General features: G+C 23.0%; 8 protein-coding genes and 2 pseudogenes. 6 read left to right on the top strand and 4 right to left on the bottom strand.

Features of this window, described 5'->3' with window-relative positions:
• Nucleotides 1–3085: 3085 nt before the first annotated feature.
• On the bottom strand, nt 3086–3412 hold the full coding sequence (grxD, locus tag K0T98_RS03005) for a Grx4 family monothiol glutaredoxin (protein WP_225639371.1): 327 nt from the start codon (nt 3410–3412) through the stop codon (nt 3086–3088).
• Nucleotides 3413–3956: 544 nt separating this feature from the next.
• Here grxD and queE point away from each other — a divergent pair.
• The 4 genes from queE to coaA all read left to right on the top strand — a co-directional run bounded on the left by queE (nt 3957) and on the right by coaA (nt 12050).
• Nucleotides 3957–4628: a 7-carboxy-7-deazaguanine synthase QueE gene (gene queE / locus K0T98_RS03010; RefSeq protein ID WP_225639372.1), complete on the top strand. Its 672-nt coding sequence runs from the start codon at nt 3957–3959 to the stop codon at nt 4626–4628.
• Nucleotides 4629–7277: 2649 nt separating this feature from the next.
• Nucleotides 7278–8732, top strand: coding sequence for an IMP dehydrogenase (guaB, locus tag K0T98_RS03015; RefSeq protein ID WP_225639373.1), 1455 nt, complete (start codon nt 7278–7280; stop codon nt 8730–8732).
• A gap of 97 nt (nt 8733–8829) precedes the next feature.
• The gene (gene guaA, locus K0T98_RS03020) at nt 8830–10407 is read left to right on the top strand and encodes a glutamine-hydrolyzing GMP synthase (RefSeq protein WP_225639374.1); all 1578 of its coding nucleotides are present in this window, start codon (nt 8830–8832) and stop codon (nt 10405–10407) included.
• A 692-nt stretch (nt 10408–11099) separates the two neighbouring features.
• Nucleotides 11100–12050, top strand: coding sequence for a type I pantothenate kinase (gene coaA / locus K0T98_RS03025; RefSeq protein ID WP_225639375.1), 951 nt, complete (start codon nt 11100–11102; stop codon nt 12048–12050).
• A gap of 982 nt (nt 12051–13032) precedes the next feature.
• Here the strand turns inward: coaA and birA are convergent.
• Nucleotides 13033–13996 (bottom strand): annotated as a pseudogene (birA, locus tag K0T98_RS03030) (bifunctional biotin--[acetyl-CoA-carboxylase] ligase/biotin operon repressor BirA).
• Nucleotides 13993–15030, bottom strand: a complete 1038-nt coding sequence (murB, locus tag K0T98_RS03035; RefSeq protein WP_225639376.1) for a UDP-N-acetylmuramate dehydrogenase — start codon at nt 15028–15030, stop codon at nt 13993–13995. The pseudogene birA and the gene murB overlap by 4 nt, the downstream one beginning before the upstream one ends.
• Before the next feature lie 2279 nt (nt 15031–17309).
• Here murB and gyrA point away from each other — a divergent pair.
• Nucleotides 17310–19832, top strand: a pseudogene (gyrA, locus tag K0T98_RS03040) (DNA topoisomerase (ATP-hydrolyzing) subunit A); the annotation flags it as partial.
• 1898 nt (nt 19833–21730) lie between these two features.
• Here the strand turns inward: gyrA and mutM are convergent.
• A complete protein-coding gene (gene mutM / locus K0T98_RS03045; RefSeq protein ID WP_225639377.1) occupies nt 21731–22537 on the bottom strand; it encodes a bifunctional DNA-formamidopyrimidine glycosylase/DNA-(apurinic or apyrimidinic site) lyase in 807 nt (268 codons plus the stop codon).
• A gap of 1145 nt (nt 22538–23682) precedes the next feature.
• Between mutM and dsbC the strand changes: the two genes are divergently transcribed.
• The gene (dsbC, locus tag K0T98_RS03050; RefSeq protein ID WP_225639378.1) at nt 23683–24390 is read left to right on the top strand and encodes a bifunctional protein-disulfide isomerase/oxidoreductase DsbC; all 708 of its coding nucleotides are present in this window, start codon (nt 23683–23685) and stop codon (nt 24388–24390) included.
• Nucleotides 24391–25734: the final 1344 nt, after the last annotated feature.

The following is a 25734-nucleotide window of genomic DNA, read 5'->3' on the forward strand; positions in this document are numbered from 1 at the left end:
TAAATATTATATTATATATGGATGATATTTAAAGAATTAATTTAATTTTATTATTAATATTAATTATTCAGTAGACGTTAAATCTAATGATGATATCATAATTTATAATTATTAGGATTAAAATAACTTATATTATTATTTAATTGTCATTAAATTTACTTAAATAGTGATAATTCAATAAATCATAAAATATATCTAAAATTCTAATTAATGTAATACAATATTAAATATATTATACTAAAAGTATCTGTATATTGTAATAGACAGTTATTTTTTATTAAATATTAATGTTACTAGAAGTAACTCTTTTACAATATCTTAATATACTAGATACTTTATAAGTAAAAATAAAAATTTTATAAGAAAATATTAATTTTCTATTATAATATTAATATTAGTAGTATTTAGGTAGGAATAAATGTTCTTATATTTAATAAAATATTTTTAAATTGTTAAAATACTTTAAGTATTAATTAGTTAGTAAAAAAATCATAATATTATAAAAGAAATTTTGATAAAATTTTATTAAAATAATCTATGTTACAAAAAAGATCATAATATACTTTAATTATGATAAATGTATTATTTTATAAAATCTATTTTAAAATAAAGTTATTTTTATTAAAGTTAATTTATATAATCACTTAAAGCTTATAGAAGCTATATCTTATAAGATATAAGAGTAGTAATATACTATATAAGAAACATGACAAATAAAATATGTTAAAATAACATCAGGTATTGATTATAAATATTTATATTTTATTAAAATAAAATAATATTTTAATATATTAGTAATAGTAAAAAACTATTTTTTACTATGTAAAACTAATTAAATAAAATATAAAATAATTATTAATTTAATTATATACTAATATAGTAATAGATGATTATCTATAATCTCTTATGTAATATTATTTTAATCTATACCTTATGATAATATCTATAAGATTCTCTCTTAAATATTATTCTATATAAAAAATAATATTTGCTTTATCTTTTATAATAAAAAGTTAAAACTATAAAAAATTATTTTAACTAATTAATGTAATCTAGGTATCATTGTTTTGAGATATAATAACTATTAATATATCTAATTTATATACATAATGATTAATACTAATATATTTCTCAAATAATACTTATTACTTATTAAATGTTCTTATATATATAATATAATTATTTTAATAAATTTTGAGTAAAGTTTATTAAAATTTCTAAATATTATTACCAACTAAATAAATGCATCAATCTTCGTCATTTATATTACGCTTAATATAAAAATATATTTTTTATATTAGTCTTTTATAAAAAATAAATATTCTTTTAATATTGAAAAGAAATATATTTTAATGATACTAAAATACCTATCAATGAATATATACAACTAAAAAATTATTTATATATTATTTATTTTATTTCTTAAGTTAGCTGGGTTACTAGAGTTTTATATATGTATATTAATTCCTATTTTATAAGATTTTTATTGCATTTATACATTTTAAATTATTATATAAAACAGTTATAAATATAGTAATAATAAAATTATTACCCTTATGTATTAAAGATAATTTATGAGATTATTTATGTTATTGTATTAAAATTACCTATAATTTAAAATAACAAATAGATTATCAAGATGTTTAGTTACTTGGAATATTTATCTTTCTTTAATTATAATATATAGAATATTTCTAAATATAAATACCTTATTAAAAAATAAATTATGGAAATAATTTAGTAAATAATATTCATTCTTTAAATATCTTTTTAAATATATTTAATTATAAAAAATAATAAGAAATGTATTAACTATAGATTATAAAAATAATTTAATAAAACAAGGAAAATTATACTATAAATATATAAGCAAATAATATAAAATTAAGTATTTTTTGCTTTTATCATCAGGCAAATTATTTTTTCTTCAAAAAAACTATAATTATATAAAAATTTAATTTTTTCTATAAAAATTTTAAAAAATATATGATATTAAAATTTATACTCTGCTATTATTAGGATTAATATTATTAAATAATTTTTAGATTACTGTGCTAGTATAGAATCACTATAAAAAAATACTTATAATTTGGATAATATTTTAAATATATATAGGTTATTAAAATAAATATTTATTTTAGATTATAGATATGCATATATACTTATTAATATATTAACAATAGATAGAATGATAAAAACAAACTATACTAGTTTTTATTAAATATAAGTTATACTAAAAAAATCAGAAAAACATACTTACATTAATATTGCTAAATTGTTTATATACTTTTCTATTTTAGAGAAAACCCTTATCTATTAATTTGTAATACTAAGCTTTACAAATTTTGTATAATATACAAACTACATAAGTTTAATAAAATTAAGAAACATTGTATTTATTACATGATATATATCCATATATATCCATTAGTATCTTCAGTAAAAAAAGTGATAAATAAAAATAGACATTTCTATAGCATTAAATAGTAGTATTATACTACTTGTATGAATAATTATATATACTTTAAAAGTTTAATTATATATAATATTATTTAAATATAAATTAACTGGAAATATATATTTAATATTCTAAATGAGATATTAGAGATCATTATCCATAACAATAAAAATAAACAATAAAGTATTTAGAAATCATACCATCACTCTAGATACTAATCATTACATACATTTAATTTAAAATATAATAAGCCTTTATACTGACAAAATAGATTATTAGAATATGTTATATCTAAGTTAACGTGATCTTTTATCGCAAAACGGTATATTAAAATAATAAAATAAAATAGCGACTAAAATAAATATTTTAAATTTTATTGATATCTCATACGTTGATTGAGAACATTACTACTTTAGAAAAAGTATAAGTATGTAACATTCATTATTATATTACTTAATGAAATATAAATTTATAGCGACATAAAGATTCATATTTTAAATTATAGTTAATAACGATTATCTTATTAATAAGCATAATTTATAACAACCCTTTAATAAGGGTAAAATATAGCTTAAATTAAGCAAGATCTTTTTTTAAATTAATCATTATTTTATAATAATTCATTTTCTAACTACATAATTTTAATAAAGTTTTTGTAACTAGTTCTTGTAATTCCCCTGTACGGTACATTTCTATTATTATATCACAACCACCTATTAACTCCTTTTCAATCCATAACTGAGGAAAAGTTGGCCAATTAGCATATTTTGGTAACTCAACACGAATATCATAATCCTGAAGAATATCAATGTAAGTAAAATTTTCACTACAAGCAGATAATGCTTGAACAGCACGCGCTGAAAAACCACAAAGAGGAAATTTAGGTGATCCCTTCATATATAAAAGAATAGGATTATTATCAAGTTGATATTGAATTTTTTTAAAAGCAGTCATTACTGTTGTTCCTTTTATCAGAATAATATTTTCTTAATGTAAGTTATATTTTTAATTACAATACGATACTATAATTTTATTATAATCTAAAATAATAAATGATTTTTAAAATTATTTTATTAAAAAATAAGAATATAATTCTTATATTATTAAATATTAAAATTTTCAAATTGCTATTAAATATCCCATAATTACAAAATTAAATTTTAATAATATAATGTAATATTAAATTTTATTTTATTCCTTGAGGTATAAACATTAAAATAATATAAGTAATAAAAGGAATACAGGTAAATTACAATAGTATTAAGTAATAATATTTTCGTTATATATTGATACTTAAAATATAGTTTATAAACATATATTAGTGTATAGTATCTAACTAATTTTCTTCTATTTCCAATAAATACTTACTAATAAAATGATAACATAACACCTTATAATCACTTAGATCTGTATATTTAAAATTTACTAATAAAATATATCTAATTTTTAAATAACATTGTTTTAATAAAAAATTATTAAGCTTAATAATGAGAACTATATGTTTTATCCAATTAATGAAATATTACAAACTTTACAAGGGGAAGGTTTTTATACTGGTGTTCCAGCTATTTTTATTCGTCTACAAGGATGTCCAGTTGGATGTAGTTGGTGCGATACTAAATATACTTGGGAGAAGTTACCAAAATACCAGATTGATATGAATAAAATATTAAATAAAACTAAAGAGAGTAATGCATGGGGAACCGCAACCCCTAAACAATTATTAGTAATTTTACGTACACTAGGATATACTGCTCGTCATGTAGTGATAACTGGGGGTGAACCTTGTATAAATGATTTACGTCCGCTAACTGAGTTACTCATTAGATGCGGTTTATCATGCCAAATTGAAACTAGTGGAACACATAAAATTCTTTGTTCTGATAAGACTTGGGTAACAGTATCACCAAAAGTAAATATGAAGGGTAACATGAAGGTATTAGACTCTGCACTTTTACGTTCTGATGAAATTAAACACCCAGTAGCTCGTAAAAGTGATATTGAAAATTTAGATAATTTATTAACAATACTACAAGACGATAAAAAACGTATAATTACACTTCAACCTATAAGCCAAAAAAATAGTGCCTACAAACTTTGCATAGATACTTGTATTGCACGCAATTGGCGTTTATCAATTCAAACACATAAATACTTGGGTATCTCATAACATGTTACTAGTGTATTTAAAAATTTACCATATATAATATCTTTATAGACAGAATAGTAATCTTACTATTTTTTTTACAAAATAGTATTTTTTATCACAGTTATACATATTTAGAAGTATTTTCTAAAGGAATGATATTTTAAATATATTAAATCTTATATAAAGAGAATAATAATATAAAAAATAAACCAAATATAAGTAGAAAAATATCTTGAGTATTTTAGCTAAATATACATAATAATATTTATAGAACATAATATATTAAGTAGAGGTATTAATAATACTGACTATTATTAATTTATTTTATAATTTTATAATTCATGAATTAATAATAATATATTTTTGTATAAAAATATTTAAATTATATGAAACTACTTCAGTTCTTATAATACAATATCATTGAATGATTTTTTTCTAAAAATATAAAAACTATTATTAGTAATAACTATTTATTCTGATTTAAAATAAAAACTACTTTATAAGTAATATATTAGATATACTACCACAGTAGTATTCTAAGTAATTTATACTTACGTATAGTTATTATAGTTAAAAAGATTACTTCACGCATAAATATAATCATACATATAGTAGATATCAATTATGCTTAATAATTATATTTATATATATAAATATTATATATTACTTCTCAATTTATAAATATTCTATATATTAATATAATTATCTTGTATTTTTAAGGTTAATATTTATTAAAAATAGATATAATTAGTATATCACTAATAAATAAATATGAATTAATTTATTATTAAAATATCAGTAAAATTTACTATAAATAAATAGACATAGTATTCTGTTAATCAACAGAAGTTAATCCAATAAATATTTTTAGTTAAATAATATATATAATAAAATATTATTGCTTTTCTGGAGATAAAATAGTTTATACTTAATTATATTTAGTAATATTAAATAATTTTATATATTTTATAAATTTTCTTAAATATAACTAAATATAAATCTTGTGTATTAACTTTAAATACTGTCATAAAATTTTATAACATCACTATAATAGAAATTACACTTTAATTCATAATGAAAATATCTTATTTAAATATATACTAATATTTTTATATGTTAACACATCACATTTATATGCTTATCTAATAATAATCATAATAAAACCTAATTTACAGTCTATTGTAGTTCTAAATTTATTATTTAATTTTCTTTAATAATTTTAAAAAATTAAATAATAAATTTATATATTAATATATAATCAATTGATAACAAATATAAAATTAATCATTAAGATTGCTATGATATTTTTTAAAAAAATATTTATATATGGATATATATAATCATAATCTATAAAATATAAATACCATATTTATGGTATTATCATATATAAACCTGACAAACTGCCAAAATAATCAAATTATTTCCAAATAATTAATTATCTTAATAAGTAGATATAAAAATAAATTATTTTTCTTTAAATAATTTACATGGATATTATGAAATACTTTTGATAACTACAGTAATTAATTAATAATTTTTCTCTTTTTATAAAGATCAATATCTAGGTAAAGTTTTCAGATTATATACAGACAGTATTATCTCTTTTTCTACCAGACAGTCGAAAATATGTTCTAATTGATATAATCGAATAATACGGTTATTATATTAATATAATATATTATATGTTTAATAAAATTAATTTTACTATGACGTAATAATTTTACTAATTATTTATATAGATAACATCTTTGACTTTTTTTAATGTTCTGTGTTAGCTGAATGGCCATACGTAAATACCTACCTAATTGCATTAAACCCACCCTTATCTTAAAGTTTATATATCTGATATATCTTATATCTTATATATATTAATTTTATTATGAATATTGATATATATAATTTATAATGGGGTTAAATAATAATAAAATATTAAAACTAGATTTCGTTTTAATTTTTAAATAAATAGATATTATCTATATATGATGTTTAAAATTATATAATTTATTGAGTATCTTAGTAAATATCATAACAATTTATATCAATAATTATTAGACTTATTTAGTATGTTAATATAACTTGATATAATTAATAAAATTTATATATGATATAAAATATATTATCACTTTACTTGTAAATATTAATTATATAAATATTATTATATTAATATAATATAGTTTGCCAGTAAGTAAATGTGTAATATTTAGAATATAAAAAATTTTACTACTCATATGATAAATTGTTAATTAATTAGATTACTTTTTGATATCATTAATAATATTAATAGATATTAAATGTCTAATTATTATAACTTTAATATCAATATTAATATTGAGTTATAAATGACTCACAACTTAGATTAAGTTATTATTAGACAAGTATACAATATATAAATATATAAATATATAAATTTAATTATTAATAAATAATACTTTTTGTTTGATTATGGATAATTAGTATTCATCAAAACACTAATATTTATATTCTAGGAATAGTGCCATAACATATAGCGTAAAATACATTTTAGATTAAGGTGTAAATAAGTCATTACTATCATATTTACATTGTATTTAATACTTTTAAAAAAATACTGGATATAATAGTTTTTGGCCTGTATATTACCAAGGCAATATTAAATCTATTTTGATTTACCACCATAGTGAGATATTGCTTATGATACGTATACTTAAAGAAGCGCTGACATTTGACGAAGTACTACTAGTACCATCCTATTCTAATGTTTTACCAAATACTGCTAATCTTAAAACTCAGTTGACTTCATCTATTCAAATAAATATCCCTATACTCTCTGCAGCAATGGATACTGTTACTGAATCTCGTCTTGCAATTGCTATAGCACAAGAAGGTGGAATTGGTTTTATTCATAAAAATATGCCAATTGAACGCCAGGCAGACGCAGTACGTCGTGTAAAAAAATATGAAAGTGGAGTAGTTAGAGATCCAAAAACTGTTACTCCAGCTACTACTTTACGTGAAGTACAGAAAATGACTATAAGCAATGGTTTTGCTGGTTATCCTGTAGTAACTGACGAGCTAGAACTAGTTGGTATTATTACCGGACGTGATGTACGTTTTGTAACAAACTTAGAACAACCAGTAACCGCAGTAATGACACCTAAAAAAAGTTTAGTAACAGTAAAAATAGGTGAGAAACGAGATATTGTTTTGCAGCTCATGCATGAAAAAAGAGTTGAAAAAGTTCTAGTGGTAGATGATGATTTTCATCTATATGGTATGATTACCGTCAAAGACTTTCAAAAAGCTGAAAGAAAACCTAACGCATGTAAAGACAAACATGGTCGTCTAAGAGTGGGGGCTGGTGCTGGTAATGAAGAGCGTATTGACGCTCTAGTAGACGCAGAGGTTGATGTATTATTAATAGACTCATCTCATGGTCATTCTGAAGATGTGTTACGGCGTATTCGTCAAACTCGTGCTAAATTTCCCCACTTACAAATTATTGGCGGTAACGTCGCTACTGGGTCTGGTGCAAAAGCTCTAGCAGAAGCTGGAGTTAATGCAGTTAAAGTAGGTATAGGTCCTGGATCTATTTGTACAACACGTATAGTAACAGGTGTAGGTGTACCACAACTCACGGCTATTTCGGACGCAGTTGAAGCGTTAGAGGGTACGGGTATTCCAGTTATAGCTGATGGTGGAATACGTTTTTCTGGGGATATTGCTAAAGCCTTAGCAGCTGGTGCAAGTTGTGTAATGGTTGGTAGTATATTAGCTGGTACCGAAGAATCTCCTGGTGAGATAGAGTTATATCAAGGTCGTTCATTTAAATCTTATCGTGGTATGGGTTCACTAGGAGCAATGTCTCAAGGTTCTTCTGAACGTTACTTTCAGAGTGACAACGCAGCAGACAAATTAGTACCTGAAGGTATTGAGGGCCGAGTAGCATATAAGGGTTATCTAAAAGAAATTATTCACCAACAAATGGGTGGTCTACGCTCCTGTATGGGATTAACTGGTTGTTCTACAATTAACGAATTACGTACTAAAACAGAATTTGTACGTATTAGTAGTGCTGGTATTCAGGAAAGCCACGTTCATGATGTTACTATTATCAAAGAATCACCTAATTACCGTATGGGGTCTTAATTCTAAATTTTTAAGGTGATAGGAGAAAATAAACTATTTTCTACAATAGATTAATGTATTTATCTATTTTTACAACAACTTTATAGGAAAAATTTATATGAATCACAAGATTCATAGTAATTGCATTCTAATTTTAGATTTTGGTTCTCAATACACTCAACTTCTTGCCCGACGTGTGCGTGAAATAGGAGTATATTCAGAATTATGTTTATCAAGTATTACAAAAGAACAAATTAAAAATATTAACCCAAGAGGTATTATTCTATCTGGAAGTCCAAAAAATACTAATCAGTATAATAGCCCACGCGCACCAGAATATGTATTTAATGCTGGAGTTCCTGTATTAGGAATATGTTATGGAATGCAAACTATGGCAATCCAATTAGGTGGTCATGTGGAAAATTCCACTAAACGTGAATTTGGTTATGCACGAGTAAAAGTAACTGCAAATAGCAAGATGTTTAATAATATTCAAGATTCGTTAACACAAGATAATTATTCGGTACTAGATGTTTGGATGAGTCATGGAGATAAAATTACTGCAGTACCTTCTAATTTTATAGGTATTGCTAGCACAGAAAATTGTCCTTATGCTATCATTGTTAATGAAGAAAGAAGATTTTATGGTGTTCAATTTCACCCAGAAGTGACACATACTCGTCAAGGTAAACTAATGCTTCGTCGTTTTATTTTAGATATTTGCGGTTGCGAAGCACTATGGACCCCCTCAACCATTATAGATAATATTATTATACGCCTGCATGAAAAAATAGGTAAAGATGAAGTGATTCTAGGCTTATCGGGTGGTATTGATTCTTTGGTTGCTTCTCTTTTACTACATCGCGCTATAGGTAAACGCCTTACTTGTGTGTTTGTTGATAACGGTCTACTACGTCTTTACGAAAGTCAAAAAATAATGAAAATGTTCAGCGAAAAATACAGCCTAAACATAATCCAAATTCAAGCAGAGGATCGCTTCCTTAAAGCACTATCTGGTATTAAAGATCCTGAAGATAAAAGAAAAACTATTGGTAGAATATTTATTGAGATATTTCATGAAGAAGCTTGTAAGAAACCTAATATTAAGTGGTTAGCACAAGGTACAATTTATCCTGATGTCATCGAGTCCGTTGCATCAATCGCTGGTCAAACACATATCATTAAATCTCATCATAATGTTGGGGGTTTACCAAAAAAAATGAAATTAAGATTGATCGAACCATTAAAGTGGTTATTTAAAGATGAAGTACGTAAGATTGCTAAAAATCTAGGTCAAAATTTCGATCTGCAATATCTCCATCCATTTCCAGGGCCTGGTTTAGGTGTGCGTATATTAGGTGAAGTGAAAAAAGAATACTGTAATCTCATACGACTTGCGGATGATATTTTTATTGAAGAATTGCATAAAGCTAACTTATACAACAAAGTAAGTCAAGCATTTGCTGTGTTTCTTCCAATAAGATCAGTTGGAGTAATGGGAGATATACGTAAATATGATTGGGTTATTGCTCTTCGTGCAGTAGAAACTATTGACTTTATGACTGCCCGTTGGGCACGCCTACCATACGACTTCTTAGACCATGTATCCAACCGTATTATTAATGAAGTACATGGTATTTCACGTGTAGTATACGATATTTCTGGTAAACCTCCAGCAACTATTGAATGGGAATAATACCTATAATTAACATTAACGTAGATTTATTTACTACAAACATACTAATCAATCTATATTGAATAAAGATCTTACTAATAAATATATGTATTATATTTTTATATATAATTAAAATCAATAATTAGGTAATTTAATAACTCATTAAATAGTAAGATAATTTTATAATTATTATTATACGGATATATCTTATAATCATAATATAAAATTAATAGCGTGATTATTTTATATATTTCTATTAACTAGAAATATATGATATAAAATAGCACTAAATAAATCATGCTATATTTTCCTAACTTTCTATTAACTATCTACTCTTAATAGTTATAATTTATTTTGTATATATTTATTATAAGTAATTATAATTTATAGAAATTATTTCAACTGTTATCAGAATATCTATCACAGTATAATCAATTTTATTTTAATACTATATATAAAAATATAGCATAATACATTATAAAAATATTTTTATTACGCTAAACTTACTTAAGATATAAAAATAATTTAAATAGTAATACTAGTCTTTCTAAGAATGCTCTTTAGTAAAAGATATACTATTAAGTATATTGAGTAAATTTATTTTAAATAATCTACAATACAACATATTATGATAATATATAGTTTATTATATATTTAAATTTATTAGTGTCTTAGCACTATGAAAAGATTGATACGAACAAAAAGATAAACATATGAAAAACAATAAATCATTGACTACACCATATGTACATTTTAATCGTCAACAATGGAATACATTGCATAACCCAGTGCGATGTACTTTAACAAAAGAACAGATTACCAATTTAAAGATTATCAAAAAAGATCTTGCTTTAGAAGAAATTACTAAAATTTATTTACCTCTTTGTGTTTTATTACATTTTTATTTTAAATATTATATTCAGCATCAATGTAAACTTCAACAATTTTTAGGAAAACAGCTGATTCATATCCCTTATATTATAGGAATATCTGGTAGTGTAGCTGTCGGTAAAAGTACAATGGCACGTGTATTAAAAGTACTATTAAGTCATTGTACTGAGCACCTGAAAGTAGAAGTATTAACTACTGATGTTTTTTTGTATACTAATAAAGTATTACAAAATCTTGGACTTATGAAAAAAAAGGGTTTTCCACAATCCTATGATATCCAGAACCTTATAAAATTTGTTTCAGAAATTAAATCTGGTGCCCCACAAGTTATTGCTCCACAATATTCACATGTTATATATGACATAATTCCTAATAGCTACAAAGTTATTACACAACCAGATATTTTAATTTTGGAAGGATTGAATATCCTACAAAGAAATATGGATTATTCCCATTCTGGTTTATATCCTATTTTTATTTCTGATTTTGTTGACTTTTCAATATATATTGATGCATCTGAAGAGCTTTTAATGGATTGGTATATCCATAGATTTTTAATATGTCGTAAAGAAGCGTTATATAATCCCGATGCTTATTTTTATTACTATGCTCAGCTTACAGAATTAGAAACAATGGAAATTGCTATAAAAATATGGGAAGAAATTAACGGATTAAACCTAAAGCAAAATATTTTGCCAACTCGTGAACAAGCGAGTCTAATTATGACCAAAGGAAAAAATCATGTTATTGAAAATTTATACTTACGTAGATAATTCAGTATAATTGAGTTAATAAATTTTTTATAAAGAGTAATTGTTAATATTAAAAGTACGATTTTAATCTATCTTATCTTTAATGTGAAAACTAAATATTTTAACTAATAATGTTATTATATTACCAATACAAATATATCTTATCTGAATATAGCTAAGATTCGTAATATACAAAAAGAGAAAATATTTTTTAAAATTTATAATTATTTATTCTAAGTATACATAGTAATATACTATACAATGTAATTGTATGCTAAAAAAGAAATAATACTATATCAATCCTTTTAATTAAATTAAATATTAAATTTCTTATAGCGATGAATAATTAATTTGTTATATTAAGGAAATAAGGTAATATAAACATATATAATTGAGATTAAAATAAAGATATTAGAAGATACTTCTTTATCAAAAATATAATATATATGTAATACTACATATTACGGAGCACAAACAAAATACTGGTATAATGCTCTAACTGTGTTTTGTACTCTAATCTCTTATCAAGGTATAATATAAAGCTAGGGTGTATAAAAAACATAGAATACCTTTAGAATATAAATTCTGTTTTATTTTTAGTAAGAAAATATTAAAAATATAATTATAATAAATAAAAAATATTAAATTAGTAGAGAGTACGATGATAACTATCAATAAAAGAGCGGAGGTAGTTTAAAAACAATTAAACTCTATGATTACTATCATAAGGTAATAAGAACTCTATTTATATAGTTGCTTTTATATTAAAGAAATATTATTTTAATATATACTATTTTATGAGGTTATAATTAATTAACAAATTCATCTTTATTGCATTTTAATAAAAATACCATATACTCAATTTATTGTTTATTGAGAATGCTAAATAGCCCTTATATTATAAGGGAATCTATTTTATGTAATAACATCATGTAATAATATTAATACAACTCTATGAAAAATAATTTTATGATATATATAAAAGAATATTTTATAAACACCTTTAATGTATATCACGTAGTGATAGTGCACCACTAAAAAATCGTAGAATTTGACCCTCTCTAGATATCAGTAATGCTCCGTGGTTATCAATACCACGCGCAATACCATTAATTTTATATTTACCAATTAACATTTGAACTGGTTTATCTATAAAATAATCTAAATCATACCAATGCTGTATAAAAGGAGATAATCCTTTTTTTTCAAAAAAAAATAGAGCTTTATATAGACGATTAAGTAAAAAAATAATTAATTCATTACGATTAATATTAATACCAGCTTGCCTTAAATCTACCCACTTTTGATTAATGATAGCAGTATCAACAGAGTGCATCGATACATTAATACCTACACCAATTACAGCATTAATTACATTATTTTTTTTATGAATTATCTCAACTAAGATACCTGCAAGTTTTTTATAATTTAAATATAAATCATTTGGCCATTTTACTTTAATATTAACTACACCAAGTTCACGCAATATATCAGCAATCATAATCCCGATAACTAAACTCAGCCCTGTAATATATACAGGACTTCTATAGAAACGCCAAAATATAGAAAAATAAAGATTAGAACCAAAAGGAGAAAACCAATGACGTCCGTGACTCCCACGACCCAATTGTTGATACTCTGCTATACAGGTATCTCCAGAACTAAGATTGTATATTCTATCAAGTAGATACTGGTTAGTAGATTCTACTACTGGTAGCACCTTAACTTTACTACCGTGAGGTAATCTTATAATTATATTATGTTCATCTAGTAATTGTATAGGTGTAGGTAAGCTATAACCATCAGGGAAAAATTAACACTTCTACTCCCCAGTGAAGGAGTATCTCTACATATTGTTTTATGACAACTTTATTTATACTTAAGACTTTACTAATATATTTACAATAATAAAATCTACCATCTGATAAAATATTAATTAAGTGTAACAAGATACTGGTATCTTTCATGATAGAACCTCAATAGCATTCACTTCACCCACAGAAGATATAAAACGAACTTCAGGTTCAAGCCATAAGCTAAATTTTTGTGCAACACAATTTCTTACTAATCTTGCTAATTTAATAACATCATTGCTTGTAGCATGATCTAGATTAATAATAACTAAAGCTTGTTTTCGGTCTACTGCAGCACCACCTATTCGTAATCCTTTTAATGCACAAGAATCAATTAACCAACCTGCAGCTAATTTTACATCCCCTGAAATCTGTGGATAAGTTGGCATTTTAGGATATTGAGATTTAATTTTAGTTGCAAATAATGAGCTTACAATAGGATTTTTAAAGAAACTACCAACATTCCCTATTTTTTTAGGATTTGGTAATTTAATTCTTCTCATATTACATACATAATTAAAAACTTGTCTAGGAGTTACAGTCTTAGGAGAAAGTTTAACTAAATCTCCATAGTTTAGAATAGGATTCCATTTCTTATTTAATATTAATCCTACGGCGATAATTGCATAACCATATCTATATTTATGTATAAAAATACTATCTCTATAACCAAAATAACATTCCTCTGCCATTAAACGAAAATATTTATTTGTATATAAATTTAATACATCAACATATTCGCATACTCTTTTAAAATCAATACCATAAGCGCCAATATTTTGAATTGGTGCCGATCCTACACACCCCAAAATTAAGGCAAGATTTTCAAGACCTAATATTCCATGTTTAAGTGAGTATTTTACTAGCTTATGCCAATTCTCACCAGAACCAACATGAAGCCTCCAACTGACACTATCTTCAGTAACTACTATACCTTTTATTCTGTTAAGTAATACAGTGCCAGCAAAATCCTCTAAAAATAAAACATTACTACCTTCACCTAAAATAAGTACCGGTTCTTGGCGACAAACTGCATGATGCCATTCATCCACTAAAGTATCAATAGACTTAATAGTGGTTATATTTTTTGCTTGGGTATTAATTTTGAATGTTGTGAACCCAGTCAGCGACTTATAGCTATTATACATTAAATAAAAATCTCATCTTAACTTAAATACTTTTTAATATAACAAATTTATAATGTAATACTTATATAAGTATATATAATATTAGCTAAAGGTAAGTTAGTTGAGTTATTTTATTTTTTTGCTTTACCATATACTAAATATATAAAGTGGTATTAGAAATAAGGATAGCTCAATATGATAAAAATTTCTTTGATTAAAAATCATATATAATATAATTTTCTTATATTAAAATTTTTAGTAAACAGAAGATTTATGATCAAATAATATCATATCATAGATATGAATACTCCTTATAAATATTTTCATGTATAAATTTATTTAGCTTATATCCTATATTTTATAGGAGTATTAATATTAATAAATAGATTATATATTAGAATAATTATATAAAAGATTGAATTATAACATTTTTATAAATTTAATTTATTAATTATTAAAGCAAAGTAGATAAAACTTTTAATATTATGGATTGATTTGTAATAAAATATACAGTATATATTCTATATCAACGTACTTCATCCGTTATATTGTATTTTATTATTTATGGTTAAGAAGTATATATCTGCTGCATTTCAATAATTAAGTTTATATTAAAGCAATATAATTTAGATAAATAACATGTTAAAGTTTTTATACATATACTTATAATATAAAGTTTATGCTCATTAATTTATTTATTATTTAATTACTTTATCTTACGTAAATTAGATTAAATCTAAATTTCTAAAAATGCAAATTTATAATTTTTAATAATTATTTTCTATTATCTAGAAAATCATTATATTAATCCTCTTTAAAATTTCATAATTTAAATAAAAAAGTAACTAACGTTACGAATATTAATAATAATGTATTAAAATTACATAGTACACTATAAAATATAATTAAAGAATTATAATGTTTATATTATAAATATAGTGATAATGTATGATATCAATCATAACAATATTTAAAATTATTAAATTTTTATAATTTATTATTAAATTTATATTTAATTCAAACTAGATTAGTTTTTTGTGATATATCTGAGATTATACATTATTTACTGGAGTAGTATTTTTATGTATATACTGCCTATATAAAATATATTAAACTCAAAGGAAACGCATAACATTAGTATACTATACTAATACAATCAAGGTACTATATAGAACTTATATTTTACTAAGAAATATAATATTATTATTAATATTCTTAATTATATACAGTAATAATTTAATAAAATTTTATAGCTACACAAAAACTTTAATACCACAAGTTATGTAGAGATAATTTAGTTTTTATAACTAGTGAATACTACTCAAATAACTTTAGTAAGTAAAGTTAATCTATGCTATAGATATTTTATCTATCTAGATTATTATTAATCTAAAGTATCAATAAATTAGTAAAATTTTATTTATTATAAAGAAATTATATATATTATAAAGATTATTAAATTGTATTAACAAGTATATTTTGTATTTTTAAATTAATACTGATTTATTGATTTACTTGCATTTGATATGCATCAGTGTTAATAATTAATAATTAATAGATACTAATAATAAAATATACTCTGCAAATATATAAAAATATAAACCTAATCATAATTTATTATTAGATAAGATAATATTTTTATTATACTTTGATTCTATTTACATAAATACTTAACATTATTGATTAATAAAATATATAAAAAACATTATCCCAAGATATTATTACTTATCTGTATGCTTATTTTACCTATTTAAATTAGTTTATTAGAATAATTCGTACAGAGAGTATAGTAAATATTAGGCGAATTCAGATATGATAAAGAACATTTATCAAATATTCTAGAAGATGAATTAATGATCCAAATTTTTTATAACTAAATATTATAGGTAAATAATGATCACAATTATAATCTAACCTAATCATAATAAAATTAAATATAATTTTTATATTTATCCTTATATAAAAATATAATCTACCTTATTAGATAATTCTTATTATAGAAGACTATTTTAAAATTTATTGTATTTCTAGAACCATACAAACTACTAAAGTGTAGTGAATTAAATAAATAAAAATATATTTGATATATGATACATACCTACTACTTTGATATATTTCTATCTATATAAGTTATAAGTACATAGTATATTGGAATGTTATACTTAATCTGAATTGATCATATAATTTAATTTTTATAATCGTGTATGTAATTAAAAATATATTAAAATTACTAAAAAGTGTCTTTATTGAGATACAATAAGAAATGCATCATTAAAAATTAGTAGAGGGACAGTAGTTCCATGAACAATCTTTCTAAAGAGATTACACTTGTAAATATCGAAGAAGAATTAAAAAATTCATACTTAGATTACGCTATGTCAGTAATAGTAGGACGTGCATTACCAGATATTCGTGATGGTTTAAAACCAGTGCATCGTCGCGTTTTATTTGCAATGAATATACTAGGTAACGACTGGAATAAAACTTATAAAAAATCAGCCCGTATTGTAGGTGATGTTATTGGTAAATACCATCCACATGGCGATAGCGCAGTATACGATACTATCGTACGTATGGCTCAACCATTTTCAATGCGTTATATGTTAATTGATGGACAAGGTAATTTCGGTTCTGTAGATGGAGACTCAGCAGCTGCAATGCGATATACAGAAATACGTATGTCTAAAATTGCTCATGAACTATTAGTGGATTTAGGAAAAAATACTGTAGACTTAGTGTCTAACTATGATGATACTGAACAAATTCCGTCAGTATTACCAACTAAAATACCTAACTTACTAGTAAATGGTTCTTCTGGTATAGCTGTAGGAATGGCAACTAATATTCCACCACATAATCTAGGTGAAATAATAAATGGATGTCTAGCCTACATTGATAATGAAAATATCTCAGTTGAAGGCTTAATGCAATATATTCCTGGACCTGACTTCCCTACTGCAGCAATTATAAATGGTCGTCGTGGTATTGAAGAAGCTTATCGTACTGGACGTGGTAAAATTTACATACGCGCTAAAACCACAGTAATATTAAATAAAAAATCTGGACGAGATACTATTTTTGTTCATGAGATTCCTTATCAAGTAAATAAAGCACGTCTGATAGAAAAAATTGCAGAACTAGTCAAAGAAAAACGCCTTGAGGGTATAAGCGCTCTACGAGATGAATCTGATAAAGACGGTATGAGAATAGTAATTGAAATAAAACGGGACTTTGTAGGTGAGATAGTATTAAATCAATTATATTCATTAACACAAATGCAGGTAACTTTTGGTATTAATATGGTAGCCCTTCATCAAGGGAAACCAAAACTTCTAACACTAAAGGATTTTTTAAAAGCATTTATTAGTCATCGTCGTGAAGTTGTTACTCGCCGTACTATTTTTGACATGTATAATGCTCGAGATCGTGCGCATATTTTAGAAGGTTTATTAATTGCTCTTTCAAATATTGAGTTAGTTATACAGCTAATACGTAACACACCTAACGCTGCAGCAGCAAAAAAACATTTAGTTGCTAATCAATGGGAAATAAGTGCAGTTAAAACCATGCTAGAATGTACTGGTAATCAAGGAATAAGTAGATCAGATCTTTTAAAATGCGGTATACTTAATAATTATTATTATTTTACTGCACAACAAGCCCAGGCAATTCTAGATATTCGTTTACAGAGACTAACTAGTCTAGAGCATACAAAATTACTAGATGAATACAAATCTTTACTAAATCAGATAGCATCCCTTCTTTTAATTCTAAATAATCCTATCTGCCTAATGGAGGTTATTCGTGAAGAATTAATTACAGTTCGCAACGAGTTTAACGATAATCGTCGTACTAAAATAACTAAGAATACTGCTGATATACACTTAGAAGATTTAATTTTAAAAGAAGATGTTGTAGTTACATTATCTCATCAAGGTTATGTAAAATATCAACCTCTTAATGACTACGAAGCTCAGCGCCGCGGAGGTAAAGGTAAATCCGCTGCGCGTATTAAAGAAGAAGACTTTATAGACCGTCTATTAGTAGCTAATACACACGATACTATTTTGTGCTTCTCAAGTCGTGGTCGTCTTTACTGGATTAAAGTTTATCAGTTACCTACAGCGAGTAGTAATGCTCGTGGTCGTCCAATAATTAACTTACTACCACTAGAAACTAATGAACGAATTACTGCAATTTTACCAATACGAGGATACGAAGATGGACAACATGTATTTATGGCTACCTCACATGGTACTGTTAAGAAAACTGCACTCAACGAGTTTAGACATCAACGTAGCATTGGTATTATCACTGTAAATTTAAACGAAGGGGATGAGCTAATTGGAGTAGATTTAACAAATGGTAATAACGAAGTAATGCTATTTTCTGCAGCCGGTAAAGTAATTAGATTTCCAGAAAACCAAGTACGTTCAATGGGGCGTACTGCAATAGGTGTTCGTGGTATAAAACTCCACGGTCAAGATCGTGTGGTATCATTAATTATTGCCCAAGAAAATAAAGAGATTCTTACAGTAACAGAAAATGGTTACGGAAAGCGTACTGCAGTAACGGAATATCCTACTAAATCACGTGCCACTCAAGGTGTTATTTCTATTAAAGTTAGTAAACGTAATGGTTGTGTAGTTAGTGCAGTTCAAGTTGAACCATGTGATCAAATAATGCTTATCACAAACACGGGTAAGTTAGTGCGTACCCGTGTTTGTGAAGTCAGTTTAATTGGTCGTAATACTCAGGGAGTAACGATCATTCGTACTACAAAAGATGAGCAGGTAGTAGGGTTACAACCTATTGTGGATCCTTAAAATGTATTAAGAATTATTTAATATAGAAATATTTATTATATATACTTTAATAAGTAAAGATATGCTGGTTTGCTAATAAAAATATTATTTTAAAATCTTATATCATTTAATATTAAATTTAGCTTTTAGCTAATATTTTTGATACTATAGTTAGTAGAAATTATAAAGGTATTTTTATAAGAAGTAATACAGAATACTTTATTCTTGCATCATACTTTTAGATATCAAGAGTATATATTAAAACTTAATAAGTTATTTGCTTTTTTAGATTAGAAGTCTATTTATTAATTTGTAAATTAATATGATTTTTAATATTTAAAAATAAAATATTAATTTTATTATTCCTAGTATCAATTAATATACTATATTAAAGTGATTTATAATAATGATAAAATCAATGATATAATAGTTTTTTAAAATATATATAACACATAATCAATCATTATAAGTGAAAATATATTTCGTACTATCCTATAGTACTAGTATAATATGACTAATTTAAAGATTAAATTAGTGTATACCCTAGACTATATATTGCTTAATTGAAAATTAAGTATTTCTTTAACAAAAAACTTCTTATAATTTCTAATGAATAATTTTATCACTGATATTATTAATATAATAAATTCATATTTTTAAATAATACAGAAAATATAATTAATATAGAAACTTTATTTACTTATCTATTACCAACCAAACCCATATATATTATCATGATAAGTATGTCTATACTTTAATATAGATGCAATAGTGCTATTACTAGTGAATGGTATTCATACATAATAATTTTATTTTTTACATCATAATAGATGACTTATTAAAATAACTTAAAAATTATTATAAGATAATCTACTAATTTATTTTATTAAAAATAGAGTATCTACAGTGATCATTTAATTATATCTAAAAATTTAAATAGTATTATATCCTGATAACTTTTTAGATACCTGTATAATATTACACTATTTCATAAGAAAATTTTTATAATATTCCATGGAATATATTGAATATAATTCATTAATTTTTTTAATTTAACATTAATAACATTATACTTATTATAACATTTTATGAATATTGTTCTATATAAATAAGATAGTAAAATTTGTATTAATTGCAGGTATTGTATTATTTTAAAATCTAATATAGAAAATTATTTCTATATGAACTCAACTAAATATACAAGATCTTAGAATAAATTGTTATCCTATAATTTGACTTTAAAATTATATTTATATAAAAGGATCAGTTATCAGCCATAATTATAACAAATAAAATATAATACTAAAATGTTCACTAAATCTAAGTTTTTAGAAATTGTAAAATAGATACAAGTAATATGCTAAATTAAAAAAATAAATAAAATGAACATTTATTATATAATATAATTAATATTATTGTTTTTGTAATAGTATATAGTAGAGATTAAAAATCTTAGATTACTTACTTTAGATTATATAATAATTATTAAAAATAAAAGTCTTAAATTAAAGAATTTTATATTTATAAGAAATAATAAGTCATTACATAAATAAAATTATTACCCTATATTTTAGTATTGAAGTATAATCATATCACATCATCATATAATGATACATTAAGATAATAACTTTTAACTATATTATACAGAACTGTATATAATTTTATATCATGGTAATAAATTTATTGTATTTTATTTTTCTCTTTTATAGTATATAAGGGTTCAAATATAATATATTTTAAGATAATAAATTTAGGTATAAATATTAGGTATTCAAATGAACCTTTATTAAGGATATATATATTCTTAATAAATTAATACTATATAAATAGATTATTTTAAAAATTTTTCATCCTATTGATATAATCAAAGAGGATCTATAAAATATATAAAATTAAGAAATTTTATATTACTACTATTATTGTTGACAATAAGTACAAAAAAAAGTTGTACGTTGGTTACCATGTTTCTTACTTAATATTTTTTTTTCACATACCACACAATTTTGTCCTGATCGACCATACACTTGTAATTCTTGCGTAAAATACCCTGGTTTACCATCTGACTGAAAGAAATTTTTTAACGTTGTACCACCGCGGTCAATAGAGAGCATAAGTACCTCTTTTATTTTTAATGCTAATATATTTGTATCTTCTTGTGTTAACGTTCCAATAGGTTTAAAAGGATTAATACGTGCCTTAAATAAAGACTCATTAGAATAAATATTACCCACTCCCGCAACAACTTTATTATCCATCAGCCAAGTTTTAACAATATTTTTTTTATTACGCGATTTACAGAACAAATAATTACCGTTAAACTTATCTGTCAGAGGCTCAGGACCAAAATGTGAGAATCTTTTATATAAATCCTTACACAAAAGCCAAGAACCAAAACGACGAGGATCATTATAACGTAACATAATACCATTAGATAAAATCATATCAACATGATCATGCTTCTTTGCTTTTTCTTGCACTGGTAGAATACGTAAGCTACCAGACATACCAAGATGGATAATAATCCATTCATTATCTAGTTCAATGAGTAAAAATTTAGCGCGACGTTTAATACTAAAGATTAACTTATTATGTAATCCAATTAGCTCACTTGGAATTTGCCAACGCAGCTTACATTGACGTATCACAAAATATTTAATTAAATGACCAACTAAATAAGGTTCAATACCGCAACGAATTGTCTCTACTTCCGGTAATTCTGGCATTTTTATTTCAATAACCCTTTTTTGAGTCTCAGATGTCAGTCATTCTTCTTACGAAGAATAATATAAATTTTATTATGTTACTTTATATTAATTATATAACTACATGTTTAATAAAAATATTTTTTAAATTTTATTTAACTTAATTCAATTAATTAGATTGGGTATTTATTTTTAATATAGATGAAAGTATTTGATATATAATCCAATATCCTATTAATGTATTATTTTTCTAATTTTAAATATAAGACTATTATAAACTTTACCATATTGTAATTATTCTATAGCATATTAAGCTATGAATAGCATAGTATAACTCATCATTTATAAGATATAAATCTTTATAATTAATATTCTGAAGCAGCATCACTATATAAAATCATCATGCAATTTTATTTTAATCTTTAAAAGATAATATTAGTTAGTTAGTAGCACACTAAATATTTCTTTTTTACTAAATTAGTTTATCTATTTGGTATAATAATATATAATACATTACACTGACATAGTATAAATTCATTATAATTATTTTATATTAAAAATTTAATATAATTAATCTTTTTTTAGTTACTATTGAGGCGATAAGTAAAAATACTTCTAATCTTTATTACTATATATATTATAATAAAGATTATAATATATTTTTTTCTTATCTGGATATTTTATTTAGAAATATATATAAACCTACTAAAAAATCTTCATAGCAAATATATATATTTAATATAAGAGATTTTATAGTATATGTAGTATTTGTTAGATAATTTTTACTCTTATATTGATAAATATTTAATTAATCCTCATGAATGTAATATACTTAATTAAAGTATCAGAAAAACTAATTTCAATAGATAGAAAAATTATTTAAGTGGTTGTTTATATATTATCTGAAATATAAGAACTAAATATTATATGTAACTTACATCACCTCATAAGATATTAAAATAATTTCTTCGGTAATAATATTTATTACATAATATACTAAAATATTTTATATCACATTAAATGATAAGGAATGATTAATTATTAGTAATTGGTAATATCTTATAATACTTATTTTTATTCAGTATAGCTAATGTTAATAATCAAAATATCATACATTAACAGAATATATTTTAGTGTCTAAAGATTAATTTTTCAAGGACTATATAATGAAAAAATATTTTTTTTTATTATGGCTGTTAGCTACTAAAATAATGAGTGTTGCAGAAGCAAATGATCAACAAATTCAACAATCACTGAATATCATAAACATAAAACCATTAGATGTCCAACCTTCACCAGTAGCAAATTTAAAGACCGTATTTACTAAAAATGGCATATTATATATCACAAATGATGGTCAATATATTTTGCATGGACCAATGTATAACATTATTAATGTTAATCCTATTAATATTACTAATAAAATGTTAGTGGTTAGCCGTTTGCAAAAATTAGTATCTGAAATGATAATATATCAAGCTTATAAAGAAAAATATATTATTACTGTATTTACGGATATTACGTGCAAATACTGTCACAAACTACATTCACAAATAAAAGAATATAATAACCTAGGCATAACTGTACGCTATTTAGCATTTCCCCGTAATGGATTAAAATCTAAAGTTGCAAAAGACATGCAGTTAATCTGGTGTACTATGAATCGTTATCATATTTTTAATGCAGCTATACATAACAAGATAATCCAGCAGCCCTTAATATGTAATATCGATATTAAAAAGCATTATGAATTAGGTATTCAATTTGGCATACAAGGAACACCTGCTATTATATTTAATGATGGTACAGTTATTAATGGTTATTATGAACCAAAAGAAATACTTACACTATTAAACACAAAAATTATTCAATAAATCAAAGCATAAATATTCTTTATTACTTTTCTATAGTTTAGCTAATTATTAATTATTTATATAATACTATATAATAATAAATTTTTATAAATAGCTATCCACTACTACTAAAATGGAATGATTTATTAAATAAACAATAAAAATTTTAATTACTTATTATATTAAGTATGAATGTGTTAAAATATATTGTTTATCATGATAAATTGATTATTTATCCTATAATAATAGGATATTATATATACCATAAGTAAATTTTTAGCAAATCATATTACAAAGATTATTATCTATCAATCATATAAGTTAATTTATTAAATTATCTAATAAATAGAATAGTTAAGTTATTAACTTTATAGTAATTTAAGTTGTAATAAAGGTGGTAAGAATTTTTTATTTTTAATTACAAGATTAAGTTATACGTTATGAATATAAAATATTCAAAATAATCTAAACAGATTGGCTATACTATTTTATTTTAAGAATAATCAAAAGTATATCAAAAAAATTTAATTTAAAGTACATATCCTATTATGATAACCACTCCTAACATACAACAAAATTAATATTTGTATATGTAAACTACTTATATTTTTTAAAAATAGATAAATATTTTTATTGTTTCTTTTATAAAAAACAAAATAATCTCTATATAAAAATGTATAACTTTTTAAAAAATATTTATAATGTAAAGAAATAATAATAATATTAATATTTATTTAATGAGAATATGATTTAAATCACCTTAATAGTTATCCTTTATTTGATGGTAATATTACCGTTTATTATAACTACCAACAACTATATAAAATAAATTTATAATTATTAATTATATAATTATTAATAAATAATTACAGAATATATTTTAGTATATTTTTTTTATTTTTAATATATTAATTTTTAATTACAGTTAAGTTATGTAAGAAAAATAGTGATGTGGAGTATAATAAAAATACAAATAAAATATTATTATATTAGCAAATATCCTTACATAAATTTTATATTTATTTTATTAACTATACTAATATTATAATGATTTTATAACAAGTATATAAATAATTTTTAAATGATTGAGATAAAAATTAAAAAGAATATTATAATAGTCAGTAATTATCTCTATATATAATTGATATTATTTAACTTAATATTTTAAGGAACTCAATCTGTCTCATCATTATATTAGTAATATACTATATTAGTAGTAACCAACATAAGTTATATTACTAATATAAAATATATATTATCTTCACTAAAGATATTTTATAATAAAAATAAAAATAAAAATATATTCTAAAATATTACTTTACGATACTTTAGCAATATTAATTAATTAATCTATATCATAAAGTT

The organism is Candidatus Profftia sp. (ex Adelges kitamiensis) (assembly GCF_020342455.1).
In the GTDB taxonomy this organism is placed as follows: Bacteria; Pseudomonadota; Gammaproteobacteria; order Enterobacterales; family Enterobacteriaceae; genus Profftia.

What these genes read in the sequence shown, in the direction of transcription:
- coaA (WP_225639375.1), top strand. Translation starts at nt 11,100, where the DNA reads ATGAAAAACAATAAATCATTGACTACACCATATGTACATTTTAATCGT.
- queE (WP_225639372.1), top strand. Translation starts at nt 3,957, where the DNA reads ATGTTTTATCCAATTAATGAAATATTACAAACTTTACAAGGGGAAGGT.
- grxD (WP_225639371.1), bottom strand. Translation starts at nt 3,412, where the DNA reads ATGACTGCTTTTAAAAAAATTCAATATCAACTTGATAATAATCCTATT.
- dsbC (WP_225639378.1), top strand. Translation starts at nt 23,683, where the DNA reads ATGAAAAAATATTTTTTTTTATTATGGCTGTTAGCTACTAAAATAATG.
- mutM (WP_225639377.1), bottom strand. Translation starts at nt 22,537, where the DNA reads ATGCCAGAATTACCGGAAGTAGAGACAATTCGTTGCGGTATTGAACCT.
- guaB (WP_225639373.1), top strand. Translation starts at nt 7,278, where the DNA reads ATGATACGTATACTTAAAGAAGCGCTGACATTTGACGAAGTACTACTA.
- guaA (WP_225639374.1), top strand. Translation starts at nt 8,830, where the DNA reads ATGAATCACAAGATTCATAGTAATTGCATTCTAATTTTAGATTTTGGT.
- murB (WP_225639376.1), bottom strand. Translation starts at nt 15,030, where the DNA reads ATGTATAATAGCTATAAGTCGCTGACTGGGTTCACAACATTCAAAATT.